The following is a 14,524-nucleotide window of genomic DNA, read 5'->3' as shown; positions in this document are numbered from 1 at the left end:
CGCGTCGGGCCACCGGAGGGTTGCCCGGCGGCCGGAGGTGCCGGCGTCCATCAGGATCGCCCCCTGGCGGTGAGCCGCGAGATGTGGCGGGCGTCCAGTCCGGACAGGCCGCGCACCGCGACGTAGGCCTTCTCGTGGCCGGGCAGCGAGACCCGTCCGCGCAGGACGGCCTCGGGGTCGCGCTCGATCCGGTCGAGGAGGCGGCGATAGATTCCGGCCATCGCCGCGACGCAGGCGCCGCTGCGGCGGTCGAGCATCGGCAGCAGCCGGTAGCCCTCGGCGAACAGGGCGCGGGCGCGGCGGACCTCGAAGTGGATGAGGCCGGCGAAGTCGGAGCCGGGGGGCGGGGTGGTGCGGTGGAACCCTGCCGAGCAGCCGAATTTGGCCAGGTCGTCGGCGGGCAGATAGGTGCGTCCGTTGCCGGCGTCCTCGCGGACGTCGCGCAGGATGTTGGTGAGCTGGAGGGCGAGGCCGAGGGTGTCGGCGTACTCCGCGGCGCGCTCGGCCCCGCGGGCGCCCGGCGCGGTGCCGAAGACGCCGAGGCTGAGGCGTCCGATGGCTCCGGCGACGCACCGGCAGTAGGACTTGAGGTCGTCCCAGGTCTCGTAGGTCGCGCCCCGGACGTCCATCAGGACGCCGTCGATCAGCTCGTCGAGTCCGCCGAGCGGGAGCGGGAAGCGGCGGGCGGCGTCCGCGAGCGCGACGGCCACCGGGTCGGTGTCGTCCTCGTCGACCGCGTCCTTGCGGATCCGCTCCAGCAGCTCGCGGGTGCTCTCCAGCCGGGTCCGCTTGGTCTCCGGGTCCAGCTCCCCGTCGCCGATGTCGTCGACCCGACGGGAGAAGGCGTACAGCGCCGACATGGCCTGCCGCTTCTCGTACGGCAGCAGTCTGATGCCGTAGGCGAAGTTACGGGCCTGCTGTCCGGTGACGGCCTCGCAGTAACTGTATGCGGCCTGCACCGGCGGCGACATGTACGTCGTCTGTCCCTCCACGGTCCGGCTCACCTCTCTCCACGCGCTCTTCGCAAGACGATTCCCACTTCGCGCAGCAGGCTGGGCTTGGTGGGCTTGGGCGGTCCGGGCAGTACGTCGAACCCGGCGGCCGAGATCGCCGTGAGCGCGCTGCGCCCGCCCCCGACGAATCCGGCGAGGAGCAGCTTGAGCCTGCCGTCGACGCTGCCCACCAGTGGGGGGCCTTCGTTCAGCAGGTCGCTCGCACGCTGGGCCTCGTAGGCGATCAGGGCGCGCACGGAGGCTCCGGCGGTGGGCGCGGCCAGGTCGGTCTCGGTGACCCGGAAGCGTTCCATGTCCTCGGCGGGCAGATAGATCCGGTCGCGGGCCAGGTCCTCGGCCACGTCCTGCAGGTGCTCGACGATCTGGAGCGCGGTGCAGACCGCGTCGGAGCGGCGGACGCGTTCCGGGCTCGCGGTGCCGGTGAGGGCGAGGACCAGGCGGCCGACCGGGTTCGCCGAGAGCTCGCAGTAGGCGGCGAGCTCGGCGTAGGTGCCGTAGCGGCGGATCTTCTGGTCCTGGCGGTTGGCCTCGATCAGGCCGAGGAAGGGCTCGGGGGTGAGCGCGCGGCGCCGCACGGTGGGGCGCAGGTTGCGCAGCAGCGGGTGGTGCGGCTCCTCGCCGGTGGTGGCGAAGACCCGGTGGAGGTCGGTCTCCAGGGCGTCGAGCATGGCGAGGCGGTCGTCGCTCTGCTCCGGCTCCAGGCCGAGGCGGCGGGCGTCCGCGCCGCCGGGGGCGAGGTCGCCGTCGCCGATGTCGTCGACGAGCCTGGCGAATCCGTAGACCGCCATCAGGTCGTCGCGCCAGGCGCGGGGCAGGAAGAAGGGCGCCACGGGGAAGTTCTCGTCCGCGGCCTTGCCGAGGGTGGCGTCGCCGATGCGCGCTTCGGGGATCGAGGTCACTGCGGACCGCCCGGCGCGGGGACGGCGAAACCACGTCGGAGCTGGAGATCTTCCGTCATTGCCGTCACATCTCCCGTTCTACACTGCTGATCCAAAACAACCCTTTTCGGACACGCCGTTCATTCTTCCGAGTGCACTGCGGCAGAGCGGGCGGTGCCGGGGCGTATCGCCCTACTTGCCATGAATCAGCACCGCTACAGCTTACGTTGTACAGCTCACAACGGACCGGCGGGGTGGAGCGCCCACCGCCGCTTCCCGGCCGTGCCCGTCAACCTTCCCCGCGCACGGCGGGATTGACGTCATCCGCCGGGAGGAGATCGCCCCTGGGGGCCTACTGCGGACGGTCTGCCGGGCACCGCACGGCCCCCGCCGGAACGGTCCGGCGGGGGCCACGGGGAGAGCTGGGGGCTACTTGCCCGTTTCGCGTTCGTACGCCTTGAGGACTTCCTCGGTGGGGCCGTCCATCAGGAGCTCGCCCTTCTCCAGCCAGAGCGCACGGTCGCAGGTGTCCCTGATCGACTTGTTGTTGTGGCTGACCAGGAAGACCGTGCCCGCCTCCTTGCGCAGCTCGCGGATCCGCTCCTCGGAGCGGACCCGGAACTTGCGGTCGCCGGTGGCCAGCGCCTCGTCGATCATGAGGACGTCGTGGTTCTTGGCGGCGGCGATCGAGAAGCGCAGTCGCGCGGCCATGCCGGAGGAGTACGTCCGCATCGGCAGGGTGATGAAGTCGCCCTTCTCGTTGATGCCGGAGAACTCCACGATCTCCTGGTAGCGCTCGCGGACCTCGTCCCGGCTCATGCCCATCGCGAGGCCGCCGAGCACGACGTTGCGCTCACCGGTCAGATCGCTCATCAGCGCCGCGTTCACGCCGAGCAGCGAGGGCTGACCGTCCGTGTACACGTGGCCGGATTCGGTCGGCAGCAGACCGGCGATGGCGCGCAGCAGCGTCGACTTGCCGGAGCCGTTGGTGCCGATGAGGCCGATGGCCTCGCCGCGGTAGGCGGTGAAGGAGACCCCGCGCACCGCGTGCACCTTCCGGACGCCGCGCGGCTCGCCCTTGCCCCGCCGCATCATGCGGCTCAGCGCGGCGGTGGCGCTGCCCCGGCCGCCGCCCGTGCCGTTGACGCGGTACACGATGTGCACGTCGTCGGCGATCACCGTGGGGATGCGTCCCTGTGCGTTGTCGTCAGCCACGGCCGTACCGTTCCTCTGCCTTCCAGAAGTACACGAATCCCACGACGCCCAGCAGCACGGCCCAGCCCAGGCCGACGGCCCAGACGTGGTCCGGCAGGTTCTCGGAACCGTAGCCGTCGATCAGCGCGAAGCGGACCAGGTCCATGTAGACCGCCGCCGGGTTGTACTGCAGTACGTCGGCGATCCAGGCCGGCTTGTCCTTGAGCATCACCGGGATGGAGAACATGACGCCCGAGGCGTACATCCAGGTCCGCATGACGAACGGCATCAGCTGCGCGAGGTCGGGGGTCTTGGAGCCGAGCCGCGCCATGACGAGGGCCAGGCCGGTGTTGAAGAAGAACTGGAGAATCAGGGCGGGGATCACCAGGAGCCACGACAGCGAGGGGTAGCTGCCGAAGATGACGGCGACCGCGACCAGCACGATCATCGAGAACAGCAGCTGCTGGAGCTGCTGGAGCGAGAAGGAGATGGGCAGCGAGGCCCGGGGGAAGTGGAGGGCCCGGACCAGGCCGAGGTTGCCGGAGATCGCCCGGACACCGGCCATGACCGAGCTCTGGGTGAAGGTGAAGACGAAGACGCCGGTGACCAGGAACGGCACGAAGACGTCGTCGGGAATCCCCTCCCTGGTCCCCAGGATCAGCCCGAAGATCAGGTAATAGACACAGGCGTTCAGCAAGGGCGTGACCACTTGCCACAGCTGGCCGAGCTTGGCCTGGCTGTACTGAGCGGTCAGCTTCGCCCGGGAGAAGGCCAGGATGAAGTGGCGTCGGCCCCAGAGCTGTCGCATGTACGCGAACAGCCCCGGCCGGGCGCCGCTCACGGTCAGGCCGTACTTGGCGGCCAGCTGGGCCGCGCCGAGGCCCTCGTCGGCGGACGGCGGGGTCCCGAGGGCTACCCCACCGTCGTGGGTCGTGTCACTCACAAGTTGAAACTCTCGTCTTCACGCGCAGCCAGTCGCGGGCGCGGCTCAGGCGGACAGGTTCCGGAAAGAAAATACGCCTCATGCTCTCAGAGGAAAGCCTCTCAGATGACCGGAGGTCGGCCCAGCCTCGTCAGCCGCCACACCGTACGCCACTTCATCGGACGCCGAGGCCCGCAGGGCGTCGACCAGCCTTCCCGGAAACCTCCGAACCATGCCTTCAGCGCGGGCGGTGACGGACGCCTCACCAGGGTCAGCAGCAGCCAGACCCCGAGGTAGAGGGGGACCAGCGGGGCGGGCAGGTTCCGGCGGGCGAGCCAGACCCGGTTGCGGGCGACCATGCGGTGGTAGACCGCGTGCCGGGACGGGGCGGTGGTGGGGTGGTTCAGCACCATGTCCGCGCGGTAGTCGATCATCCACCCCGCGTCCAGCGCCCGCCAGGCCAGGTCCGTCTCCTCGTGGGCGTAGAAGAAGTCCTCCGGCAGCGGGCCCACCTCGGCCAGGACCCGGGTGCGTACGGCGTTGGCGCCGCCCAGGAACGTCGTCACCCGCGAGGAGCGCATCGGGTCGGCGGCCCGCAGCCGGGGCACGTGCCGCCGCTGGGTGGCGCCGGTCTCCGGGTCCGCGATCCGGAAGGTGACGATCCCCAGCTTCGGGTCCGCCTCGAACGCCTGCCGGCACAGCTCGGCGGTGTCCCGGTTCGGCAGCAGCCCGTCGTCGTCCAGGAAGAGCAGGGCGTCCACGTCCGCGCCGCAGGGGCCGAACGCCTCGATGCCGACATTGCGGCCGCCGGGGATGCCCAGGTTCTCGGGCAGTTCCACCGTGCGCACCCCGGCGGGCACCTCGGGCACCGGGGCGCCGTTGCCGACCACCACGACCTCGATCCGGTCACCGTGCTGGGCGGTGACCGAATCGAGGAGGGCGCGGAGCTCGTCCGGGCGGTTGCCCATGGTGATGATCACCGCGCCCAGTTTCATGGGTGAGGTCACTTCAGCCTGCTGGACGCCAGGACCGACACCAGGTGCAGCAGGGTCTGCAGCAGCGCGATGCCGGCCATGACCGCCACGGTCAGGCGGGTGTAGAAGAGGTCGCCCGCGATCGCGTCCACGACGGCCACCACGAGGATCACCAGGGATGCCTCGATGCCGAGGATCAGCCGGTGGAACTTGAGCGCGGCGGCGGCCTTGCGGGCCAGCGCCACGCCGGAGGAGCGCGGCTCGGAGGCCGCCTCCTTGACCGGCGGCAGCCCGCCCTGGTGGCGGGCCACCCCGACCAGGTCCGTCTCGGCCTTGATCAGGATCGCGCCGAGCGCGGCGAGCGTGCCGAGGAAGGCCCAGAGCCAGTCGATCCGGCCCTCGCCCCAGATGTCGGCGGCGCGCAGGCCGAGGCCGACGAGCACCGCCGCGTCGCACAGATAGGCGGCGACCCGGTCCAGGTAGACCCCGCTGAGCGAGTACTGCTTCTTCCAGCGGGCCAGTTCGCCGTCCACGCAGTCGAAGAGCAGATAGAGCTGGACCATCACCACACCGAGCACGGCGCCCCAGACGCCCGGCACCAGCAGCGCCGGGGCGGCCAGCGCACCGGCCAGCGTCATCACGTACGTGACCTGGTTCGGCGTGACGCGGGTGTTGACCAGGTAGCGGTCCACGCGCAGCGAGACCTCGCGCATGTACATGCGCCCGGCCCAGTGCTCGCCGCTGCGCCGGTCCTTGACCCCCGGGGGGTGAACGACCGGACGGAGTTCAGCTACTGATGGTCGTCGCATAGTCGGCGTACGCGTCCCTGATCTGGTCGGTGGACAGGTTGAGGTGCTCCAGGACCGTGAAGCGTCCCGGACGCGTCTGCGGCGCGTAGTCGACGGCCTTGACGAACTCGTCGACGCTGAACCCGATCTCCTCCGGCAGGACCGGCAGACCGTGGCGGCGCAGTATCGATGCCATCAGGAGCGACTCCTGGCGGGCACCGCGCAGATGCATGGCGAAGCAGGCGCCGAGGCCGACCTGCTCGCCGTGGCTGGCCGCGCGCTGGGGGTAGAGCAGGTCGAAGGCGTGGTTGATCTCGTGGCAGGCGCCGGACGCGGGACGTGAGTCGCCCGCGACCGACATCGAGATGCCGGTGAGCACGAGCCCTTCGGCCAGCACCTTGAGGAAGGCGTCGTCGCCGACCCCGCCGGGGTGGCGCAGCACGGCCTCGCCGGCCTGGCGGGCCATCGCGGCGGCCAGACCGTCGATCTCCTCGCCGTTGACCTCGTGGGCCAGCTCCCAGTCGGCGACGCAGGAGATGTTCGAGATCGCGTCGCCGATGCCGGAACGGACGTAACGGGCGGGCGCCTCACGGATCACGTCGAGGTCGATGACCACGGCAATCGGGGTGGGCACCCCGTAGGAGCCGCGCCCGTTGTCGTTGTCGAGCGTGGCGACCGGCGAGCACAGGCCGTCGTGCGAGAGGTTCGTCGCGACGGCGACCAGGGGCAGGCCGACCCGCGCCGCGGCGTACTTCGCCACGTCGATGATCTTGCCGCCGCCGAGGCCGACGACGGCGTCGTACCGGTTGCCCTTGATGCCGTCGGCGAGCTTCACCGCGGAGTCGATCGTGCCGTCGGAGACCGGATACCAGTCGGCACCCGGCAGGACCGGAGCGAGCCTCTCCCGCAGGGCGCGCCCGGAGCCGTCGCTGATCGCGATGGCGAGCTTGCCCGAGGTGGAGATCCGCTGATCGGCCAGGAGACCCGCCAGATCGTCCATGGCGCCGCGCCGGATGTCGACGACGACCGGGGACGGAATGAGCCGGGTCAGTACTGGCACGCGATCTCACGGCCCTTCTTGAGGTCGTCGTGGTTGTCGATCTCGACCCAGGTCACGGTGCCGATGGGGGCCACGTCCACGGTGAAGCCGCGGTTGACCAGCTCCTGGTAGCCGTCCTCGTAGTAGAGGTCGGGGTCGCGCTCGAAGGTGGTCTTCAGCGCGTCCGCCAGCTCCTCGGCGGCCTCGGCCTCGATGAGGGTGACGCCGATGTACTCACCGGTCGCGGTGGCCGGGTCCATCAGCTTGGTGATGCGCTGAACTCCCTTGTCCTCCGCGGTGATGACCTTCATCTCCTCGTCGGCGAGGACCTTCTCGGTGTCCAGGGCGAGGATGATCTTCTGGCCCTTGCCGCGGGCGTCCAGGAGGGTCTTCTCGACGGAGACCGGGTGCACGGTGTCGCCGTTGGCGAGGATCACGCCGCGCTTGATGACGTCACGGGCGCACCAGAGGGAGTAGGCGTTGTTCCACTCCTCGGCCTTGTCGTTGTCGATCAGCGTGAGGGTGAGGCCGTAGGCCGCCTCCAGCTCGGCCTTGCGGGCGTAGACGGCCTCCTTGCGGTAGCCGACGACGATCGCGACCTCGGTGAGTCCGACCTCGGCGAAGTTGGCGAGCGTGAGGTCGAGGACCGTCTTGTCGCCGTCGACAGGGACGAGCGCCTTGGGCAGCGTGTCCGTGTAGGGGCGCAGACGTCGTCCTGCACCGGCTGCCAGTACGAGGCCGATCATGCGAGTTCTCCTTCGTCGTGTACGGCGGGCGCCGAGGAGGACACCCAGAAGCGGATGGACTCCACGAGCACCACCAGAGCCACGGCGACCGCGAGTGCGGTCAGGGCCGTGGTGAAACCTGAGGCTTGGGTGAGTACGGCGGCGAGGACGGCCACCAGCGCGGTACGGCCCTCGTGTCCACCGATCGTCCGCACCAGCCACTGGGGCGGCGCGCCGGTGCCTCCGCGAATGCGGTACACCGTGTCGTAGTGATGGTAGGCGACGGCCGAGACCAGCCCGAAGGCCGCCGGAACGGCGTGCGGGACGTCGCTGCGGGCCGCCAGCACCAGGATCGTGACGTACTCCGCGGCCCGGAAGAGCGGCGGCACCAGCCAGTCGAGCGCGCCCTTGAGCGGGCGGGCGACGGCGAGGCCGGAGAGGACCACGTACACCGCGGCGGCGGCGACGGTGAGCCAGCTGCCGTACGGGAGGAAGAGGGCGCCGCCGATCATCACGAGCGTGCCGAGCAGGGCGACGGCCGGGGCCGTGAACGCGCCCCGGAGTCCGGGGGCGACCGCCGCGACGCCCTGGGCGAGCGGGCCGGAGTCGGCGAGGTCCGCCAGGGCCTGCGCGGCGCGGTCGGTGCGGCGTGCCTTGCGGGTCAGCGAGCGCAGCAGCCGGCCCGCGGTGGTGTAGCAGGCGGCCAGGGCGCAGCCGACGAGCAGGGCGTAGAAGACGATGCGGGGGGTGGTGAGCGCGGTGAGCACCGCGATCATGGCCCAGCGCTCGCCGATCGGCAGCACGATCATCCGGCGCGCCCAGACCGTCCAGCCGACGTTGTCGAGCTTGTCGGAGAGGGCGGCGGTGGGGCTGGTGTTGGCGACCGCGTCGTGGTTGGCCTCGTTGAACGAGAAGTCCACGACATGGCGGCAGGCCTGGAGGACCATCGCGCCGAGCGCCAGCACCCATACGTCGTCGCCGCCGCGTACGGCGCCGATGGCGAGGCCCGCGTAGTACGCGTACTCCTTGGCGCGGTCGAAGGTGGCGTCGAGCCAGGCGCCCATCGTGGAGTACTGCAGCGAGTAGCGGGCGAGCTGCCCGTCGGTGCAGTCCAGCACGAAGGAGACCAGCAGCAGGATCCCGGCGGCGACATAGCCGCCCCGGGTGCCGGTGGCCGCCGCGCCCGCCGCGATCAGCGCGGTGATCAGCGAGGCGGTGGTGACCTGGTTCGGGGTGAGGTTGCGGCGGGCGCACCAGCGGGCGATGTAGCGGGAGTAGGGGCTGATGCAGAAGGTGGTGAAGAAGCCGTCGTGGGCCTTCACCGCGCTGCGCAGCCGTACGGCCTCGTCGTCGACCGAGGCGAGGTCCGCCTCGGCGGCGGCCCGCTGCTCCGGGTCCGTGGGGACGGCCGCGACGAGCGAGCCGAGGGCGGGGCGCTGTACGGCGGTGCCGTCGGACTCCAGTGCCACGGCGATCCGGCCGGGGACGGTGCGGTCCTCGGGCGCGGGGTCGGTGTCCGGCTCGACGACCGGGGCGCCCGCGCCGACGGCGGCCGTGGTGCGCCGGAGCGCACGCAGCAGGGCGCCGCGCGCCTCGGGCTGGGCGGTGAGTGCGCCGGGGACGGTGGCGGCGGCGAAGCGCGGGTCGGTCAGTCCGAGCCGCAGCGCGTGGACGTGGCCCACGAAACGCGGGTCGACGAGGGCGACCCGGCGGCCGGCCGGAACGGCGGCGAGCAGGGCTGCGGCGTCACCGGCGTCGACGGCGGTCTGCACATCGAAGCCCAGGGACCGCAGATCGTCCGCGAGCGACGACCCGGGTACCGGCGTACCGGTGAGGATGGCGGTCGACAGACGAACTCACTCCTTGGCACTGACGGGGACGACACACGGCCGCACGGCCACGAGACGGGCCGGCGGCGTGTCGGCTGAGGCTATCCGATGAACGGAAGGCTGAGTTCACCACCCGTTTGTGCGCTGTTCGGGTGGATCCGCAAGCGCGGTCGCCGTTCGCGATCATCATCATCGATCGGGGGCCCGGCCCACAAACCCGCGGGGCGGGCCGCGGACGACGGGCCCTTAGGCTGACGGTCATGACATGGCTGATCACAGGCGGGGCGGGTTATATCGGGGCACACGTGGCGCGGGCCATGGTGGCGGCGGGCGAGCGGGTCGTGGTGCTCGACGACCGCTCCAGCGGCATCGTGGACCGGCTGCCCGAGGACGTGACCCTGGTGGAGGGCTCGGCCTCCGACCGAGCCCTGCTGGACCGGGTGCTGGCCGAGCACGCGGTGAGCGGTGTGGTGCATCTCGCGGCGAAGAAGCAGGTCGGCGAGTCCGTGGAGAAGCCGCTGCTGTACTACCGGGAGAACGTCACCGGGCTGGGTGTGCTGCTGGAGGCCGTGGTCGCGGCGGGTGTGCGGCGCTTCCTGTTCTCGTCGTCGGCGGCCGTCTACGGCGTACCGGACGTGGACCTCATCACGGAGGAGACGCCCTGCCTGCCGATCAACCCGTACGGCGAGACCAAGCTCGCCGGGGAGTGGCTGGTGCGGGCCACCGGGAAGGCCCACGGGATCTCGACCGCCTGCCTGCGGTACTTCAACGTGGCGGGCTCCGCCGCGCCGGAGCTCGCGGACACCGGGGTCTTCAACATCGTGCCGATGATGTTCGAGCGGCTGACGCGCGGCGAGGCCCCGCGGATCTTCGGTGACGACTATCCGACGCCGGACGGCACCTGCATCCGCGACTACATCCATGTCGCCGACCTGGCGGAGGCGCATCTCGCCGTCGCGCGGCGGCTGGACGGGGCGGACCCCGTCGACCTGACGCTGAACGTCGGCCGGGGCGAGGGCGTCTCGGTGCGGGAGCTGGCCGAGGTGATCGGCGAGGTGACGGGGCACGACCTCAAGCCGGTGGTGGAGCCGCGCCGGGCCGGTGACGCGCCGAAGGCGGTGGCGTCGGCCGCGCGGATCACCGAGGAGCTGGGCTGGACGGCACGGCGGAGTGTGCGCGAGATGGTCGAGTCGGCCTGGGAGGGCTGGCAGCTGCGCCATCCCGAGGCCCGTGCGTGATCGGTTCCCGGTGGCACCGGTGATCGTGTCAACGCTCTGACCTGCGGAACGTTTCCGCAGGTCAGAGCACATGACAACGGTGTTCAGTCCCGTGTTGCCCCATACCCCCCACCCGTAGTTCACTGGCCTGGTCGGGGCGGTTCCGCCCCGGCGCGTCCTAGGGACCTGGAGGCGTTTCGCATGGGGGCTGGCCACGATCACGGACATACGCACGGCGGGCCGCCTCCGACCGGCACGGCGGCCGCCGCGTACCGGGGCAGGCTCCGGGTGGCCCTCGCGATCACGCTGAGCGTGATGGTGATGGAGATCGTCGGCGGCGTCCTCTCCGACTCGCTGGCCCTGATCGCGGACGCCGCCCACATGGCCACCGACGCCCTGGGGCTCGGGATGGCGCTGCTCGCCATCCACTTCGCCAACCGTCCGGCCGGCCCGAACCGCACCTTCGGCTTCGCCCGTGCGGAGATCCTGGCGGCGCTCGCCAACTGTGTGCTGCTGCTGGGCGTCGGCGGTTATCTGGTCTTCGAGGCGGTCGAGCGGTTCATCACCCCGGCCGAGACGAAGGGCGGCCTGGCCATCGCGTTCGCCGCGGTCGGTCTGGTGGCCAACATCGTCTCGCTGTCCCTGCTGATGCGGGGGCAGAAGGAGAGCCTGAACGTGCGGGGCGCCTATCTGGAGGTGATGGCCGACACCCTGGGCTCGATCGCCGTGATCGTCTCGGCGGGCATCATCATGGCGACCGGCTGGCAGCCCGCCGACCCGATCGCCTCGCTGGTGATCGGCCTGATGATCGTCCCCCGGACGGTGAAGCTGCTGCGGGAGACCCTGAACGTGCTGCTGGAGGCGGCGCCCAAGGGCGTGGACATGGCGGAGGTACGGGCCCACATCACGGCGCTGCCCGGGGTCCTGGACGTCCACGACCTGCACGCCTGGACGATCACCTCGGGCATGCCGGTGCTCTCCGCCCATGTGGTGGTGCGCCAGGAGATGCTGGACTCGATAGGGCACGAGAAGGTGCTGCACGAGCTGCAGGGCTGCCTCGGCGACCACTTCGACGTGGAGCACTGCACCTTCCAGCTGGAGCCGAGCGGCCACGCCGAGCACGAGGCGCACCTCTGCCACTGAGGCACGCGAGGGGTCGGTGTTAAGGTTGTTTCGCTGAGACGTTCGAGTCTCGCGGTGGAGCGGAACCCGGTGTCACCGGGACCTTTCGAGAGGAGCTGAGGTTGATGACGGTCGCGACGACGCCTTCCCGGCGCAGCAATCGGTCCTTCCTCATCTCCAGGGTTTCCGGCTAGGTCCACCTTCTTCCCGGATCGGGTCGGAGCCCTCACACACAAGGGTTCCCACGTTGACCGACCACACCGACGACGCCTCGCGCACCGAGGCGTTCTTCACCCTGCATCACCGTCTTCCCCGGCAGAGCCCCGGCTCCGACGCGACCACGCGCCGGCTGCTGGATCTCGCCGGTCCGCTGCCCGACCGTCCGCGCGTCCTCGACCTGGGCTGCGGTCCGGGCCGTGCCGCTCTGCTGCTCGCCGCCGAGGCGGGCGCCGAGGTGACCGCGGTCGACCTGCACCAGCCGTTCCTGGACGAGCTGCGTGAGGCGGCCGGGGCCCGTGGCCTCGGCGACCGGATCCGTACGGTCCGGGCCGACATGGGCGACCTCACCGGCCCCGCGTTCCCCGAGGGGTCCTTCGACCTGATCTGGGCCGAGGGTTCGGCGTACTGCATCGGGTTCGACACCGCCGTCCGCGACTGGCAGCGGCTGCTGGCCCCGGGCGGCGCGATGATGATCTCCGAGTGCGTCTGGACCACGGACGCGCCGTCCGCCGGGGCGCGCGGCTTCTGGGACCGCAACGGCTCCCTGCGCACCCTGCCGGAGACCACCGCGGCGGCCGTCGCCGCGGGCTGCACGGTCCGCGCCGTGCTGGTCCAGCCCGAGAGCGACTGGGACGCGTACTACGTACCGCTCGCCGAGCGGGTCGCGGACACCGACCCGGGCGCTCCCGGTATGGAGTGGGCGCTCGCGGCCACCCGCGAGGAGCTGGCGGTACGGCGGGAGCACGGCACGGAGTACGGCTACGCCGCGTATGTGCTGCGCCCGGCCGATCCCCGGTGGGCCACCCGGCCGGAGACACCGGCGGACCGTACGGCCGTGCACGCGGTCAACACGGCCGCGTTCCCGACCCGGGACGAGGCCGACCTCGTGGACGCCCTGCGGGCCGACCCCGAGGCCTGGCTGCCGGATCTCGGTTACGTCGCCGAGGCCCCGGACGGGTCGATCGCGGCGTACGCGCTGCTGACCCGCTGCCGGGTCGGCGACGCCCCGGCGCTCGCGCTGGCCCCGGTGGCCACCTCCCCCGCCCACCAGCGGCAGGGTGCGGGGCAGGCCGTGGTGCGGGCGGTGCTGGACGCCGCCCGGGTGCGCGGTGAGGCGCTGGTGCTGGTGCTCGGTCATCCCGAGTACTACCCGCGCTTCGGTTTCGTGCCGGCCTCGCGCTACGGGATCCGGCCAGGTTTCGAGGTTCCGGACGAGGCGATGACGGCCCTGGTGCTGGACGATTCCGTCCCGGTTCCGGCGGGCATGATCCGCTATCCGGCGGCCTTCGGGGTCTGACGGCCCGTCCGTCCCGCCGCGCTCGCAGGGCGCGGCGGGGCGGACATGCCCGGACCCGAAGTGCGGACAAGCGGCTTTTGTACGGCAGACTTGACCGGACTCCAGGGGCCCGGCGCACGAGGCCGGGGACCAAAGCGAAGGATGGGTATGCCGACCACACCAGCCACCGCGACGCACAGCTCGTCGAACGGCACCGCAGAAGCGATCATGCTCGAACTGGTCGACGAGAACGGCACCACGATCGGCACCGCGGAGAAGCTGGCGGCCCACCAGGCCCCCGGGCAGCTGCACCGCGCGTTCTCGGTGTTCCTCTTCGACGAGCAGGGGCGGCTGCTGCTCCAGCGCCGGGCACTCGGCAAGTACCACTCCCCCGGTGTCTGGTCGAACACCTGCTGCGGACACCCCTATCCGGGCGAGGCGCCGTTCGCGGCCGCCGCCCGGCGTACGTACGAGGAGCTGGGGCTCTCGCCCTCGCTGCTGGCCGAGGCGGGCACGGTCCGCTACAACCACCCGGACCCCGCGTCGGGTCTGGTGGAGCAGGAGTTCAACCACCTGTTCGTGGGAATGGCGCAGGAGGCCCTGAAACCGGACCCCGAGGAGGTCGGGGAGACGGCCTTCGTGACGGCGGCGGAGCTGGCGGAGCGGCACGCGCGGGCGCCGTTCTCGGCGTGGTTCATGACGGTGCTGGACGCGGCACGGCCGGCGATCCGTGAGCTGACGGGGCCCTCCGCCGGCTGGTGAGCCCTCGCTCGTCTCCGTACGGGGCGGTCAGAGCTGCGTCTTCAACGGCAGCGCCGCCCAGATGATCTTCCCGCCGCTCGCGGTGTGCTCGACGTCGCAGGTGCCGCCCGCCTCCGCGGTGACGACCTTGACCAGCAGCAGGCCCCGGCCGCCGGTCTGGGCGTAGTCCGTCTCCAGGGCGGTGGGGCGGTAGGGGTGGTTGTCCTCGACCGAGACGCGGACCCAGTCGGCGGCGATGGCCACCTCGACGGCCAGCTCGGGCGAGAGGAGCGCCGCGTGCTTGACGGCGTTGGTGACCAGCTCCGAGACGATCAGCAGGAGCCCCTGGAGGATGTCGTCCTCGATGGGCACGCCCTGCCGTCCAAGCAGATCGCGTACGGCGTGCCGGGCACTGGGCACGGACGCGTCCACGGCGGGGGCGGTGAAGCGCCACACCCCCTCGTACGACACGGGGTCGGCGGGGGCACTCCCGAGGCTCTCCATCGTCCGGCACCAGCTCTCACTCGCACTGCACTGACCGTCGAGTAAAGAGTGTTGGGAATGGCTTGGTCCGGACCGTGCCACTG

The 14,524-nt window shown here is 71.3% G+C and carries 14 protein-coding genes; 4 read left to right on the top strand and 10 right to left on the bottom strand.

The genetic code is table 11. The features are described from left to right. Positions 1-50 precede the first annotated feature (50 nt). From hpnD to ACSMXR_RS32575, 9 genes are all read right to left on the bottom strand, one after another. Positions 51-971 carry a presqualene diphosphate synthase HpnD gene (gene hpnD / locus ACSMXR_RS32615; protein ID WP_170994406.1) on the bottom strand — a complete coding sequence of 307 codons (921 nt, stop codon included), beginning with the start codon at positions 969-971 and terminating at the stop codon, positions 51-53. 29 nt (positions 972-1,000) lie between these two features. Continuing rightward, a complete protein-coding gene (gene hpnC, locus ACSMXR_RS32610) occupies positions 1,001-1,912 on the bottom strand; it encodes a squalene synthase HpnC (RefSeq protein WP_473170536.1) in 912 nt (303 codons plus the stop codon). Positions 1,913-2,320: 408 nt separating this feature from the next. Beyond that, complete coding sequence (locus ACSMXR_RS32605; protein ID WP_103508712.1) at positions 2,321-3,106, bottom strand: ABC transporter ATP-binding protein; 786 nt, start codon at positions 3,104-3,106, stop codon at positions 2,321-2,323. Continuing rightward, a complete protein-coding gene (locus ACSMXR_RS32600; RefSeq protein ID WP_137228534.1) occupies positions 3,099-4,028 on the bottom strand; it encodes an ABC transporter permease in 930 nt (309 codons plus the stop codon). The genes ACSMXR_RS32605 and ACSMXR_RS32600 overlap by 8 nt, the downstream gene beginning before the upstream one ends. Before the next feature lie 101 nt (positions 4,029-4,129). Beyond that, positions 4,130-5,002 (bottom strand): glycosyltransferase family 2 protein, encoded by an 873-nt coding sequence (locus tag ACSMXR_RS32595; protein ID WP_218526370.1) that lies wholly within the window; start codon positions 5,000-5,002, stop codon positions 4,130-4,132. A gap of 8 nt (positions 5,003-5,010) precedes the next feature. After that, positions 5,011-5,790, bottom strand: coding sequence for a CDP-alcohol phosphatidyltransferase family protein (locus ACSMXR_RS32590; protein ID WP_218523995.1), 780 nt, complete (start codon positions 5,788-5,790; stop codon positions 5,011-5,013). Further along, complete coding sequence (locus tag ACSMXR_RS32585; RefSeq protein ID WP_137228539.1) at positions 5,768-6,829, bottom strand: iron-containing alcohol dehydrogenase family protein; 1,062 nt, start codon at positions 6,827-6,829, stop codon at positions 5,768-5,770. Before ACSMXR_RS32585 ends, ACSMXR_RS32590 begins: the two co-directional genes overlap by 23 nt. Continuing rightward, positions 6,817-7,554, bottom strand: coding sequence for a phosphocholine cytidylyltransferase family protein (locus ACSMXR_RS32580; protein ID WP_473170535.1), 738 nt, complete (start codon positions 7,552-7,554; stop codon positions 6,817-6,819). The genes ACSMXR_RS32585 and ACSMXR_RS32580 overlap by 13 nt, the downstream gene beginning before the upstream one ends. Beyond that, positions 7,551-9,305 carry a DUF5941 domain-containing protein gene (locus ACSMXR_RS32575; protein ID WP_473170534.1) on the bottom strand — a complete coding sequence of 585 codons (1,755 nt, stop codon included), beginning with the start codon at positions 9,303-9,305 and terminating at the stop codon, positions 7,551-7,553. The genes ACSMXR_RS32580 and ACSMXR_RS32575 overlap by 4 nt, the downstream gene beginning before the upstream one ends. A gap of 317 nt (positions 9,306-9,622) precedes the next feature. Between ACSMXR_RS32575 and galE the strand changes: the two genes are divergently transcribed. The 4 genes from galE to idi all read left to right on the top strand — a co-directional run bounded on the left by galE (position 9,623) and on the right by idi (position 13,958). Then, on the top strand, positions 9,623-10,600 hold the full coding sequence (gene galE, locus ACSMXR_RS32570) for a UDP-glucose 4-epimerase GalE (RefSeq protein ID WP_473170533.1): 978 nt from the start codon (positions 9,623-9,625) through the stop codon (positions 10,598-10,600). Between the two features lie 180 nt (positions 10,601-10,780). After that, positions 10,781-11,722: a cation diffusion facilitator family transporter gene (locus tag ACSMXR_RS32565; RefSeq protein ID WP_137228550.1), complete on the top strand. Its 942-nt coding sequence runs from the start codon at positions 10,781-10,783 to the stop codon at positions 11,720-11,722. A 226-nt stretch (positions 11,723-11,948) separates the two neighbouring features. Then, positions 11,949-13,217: a GNAT family N-acetyltransferase gene (locus ACSMXR_RS32560; protein ID WP_381855381.1), complete on the top strand. Its 1,269-nt coding sequence runs from the start codon at positions 11,949-11,951 to the stop codon at positions 13,215-13,217. Between the two features lie 147 nt (positions 13,218-13,364). Next, on the top strand, positions 13,365-13,958 hold the full coding sequence (idi, locus tag ACSMXR_RS32555; RefSeq protein WP_030076395.1) for an isopentenyl-diphosphate Delta-isomerase: 594 nt from the start codon (positions 13,365-13,367) through the stop codon (positions 13,956-13,958). Between the two features lie 27 nt (positions 13,959-13,985). Here idi and ACSMXR_RS32550 read toward each other — a convergent pair whose 3' ends face one another. Then, a complete protein-coding gene (locus ACSMXR_RS32550) occupies positions 13,986-14,441 on the bottom strand; it encodes an ATP-binding protein (protein ID WP_030076393.1) in 456 nt (151 codons plus the stop codon). Positions 14,442-14,524: the final 83 nt, after the last annotated feature.

Source organism: Streptomyces sp. DSM 106670 (assembly GCF_055792845.1).
The sequence above is the reverse complement of the archived record's forward strand: the minus strand, read 5'-3'. Positions and strand labels throughout refer to the sequence as shown.

Bases quoted from the DNA above. Each gene is read 5' to 3' on its own strand.
- galE (WP_473170533.1), top strand. From the start codon at position 9,623: ATGACATGGCTGATCACAGGCGGGGCGGGTTATATCGGGGCACACGTG.
- ACSMXR_RS32580 (WP_473170535.1), bottom strand. From the start codon at position 7,554: ATGATCGGCCTCGTACTGGCAGCCGGTGCAGGACGACGTCTGCGCCCC.
- ACSMXR_RS32550 (WP_030076393.1), bottom strand. From the start codon at position 14,441: ATGGAGAGCCTCGGGAGTGCCCCCGCCGACCCCGTGTCGTACGAGGGG.
- ACSMXR_RS32590 (WP_218523995.1), bottom strand. From the start codon at position 5,790: ATGCGACGACCATCAGTAGCTGAACTCCGTCCGGTCGTTCACCCCCCG.
- ACSMXR_RS32565 (WP_137228550.1), top strand. From the start codon at position 10,781: ATGGGGGCTGGCCACGATCACGGACATACGCACGGCGGGCCGCCTCCG.
- hpnD (WP_170994406.1), bottom strand. From the start codon at position 971: ATGTCGCCGCCGGTGCAGGCCGCATACAGTTACTGCGAGGCCGTCACC.
- ACSMXR_RS32595 (WP_218526370.1), bottom strand. From the start codon at position 5,002: ATGAAACTGGGCGCGGTGATCATCACCATGGGCAACCGCCCGGACGAG.
- idi (WP_030076395.1), top strand. From the start codon at position 13,365: ATGCCGACCACACCAGCCACCGCGACGCACAGCTCGTCGAACGGCACC.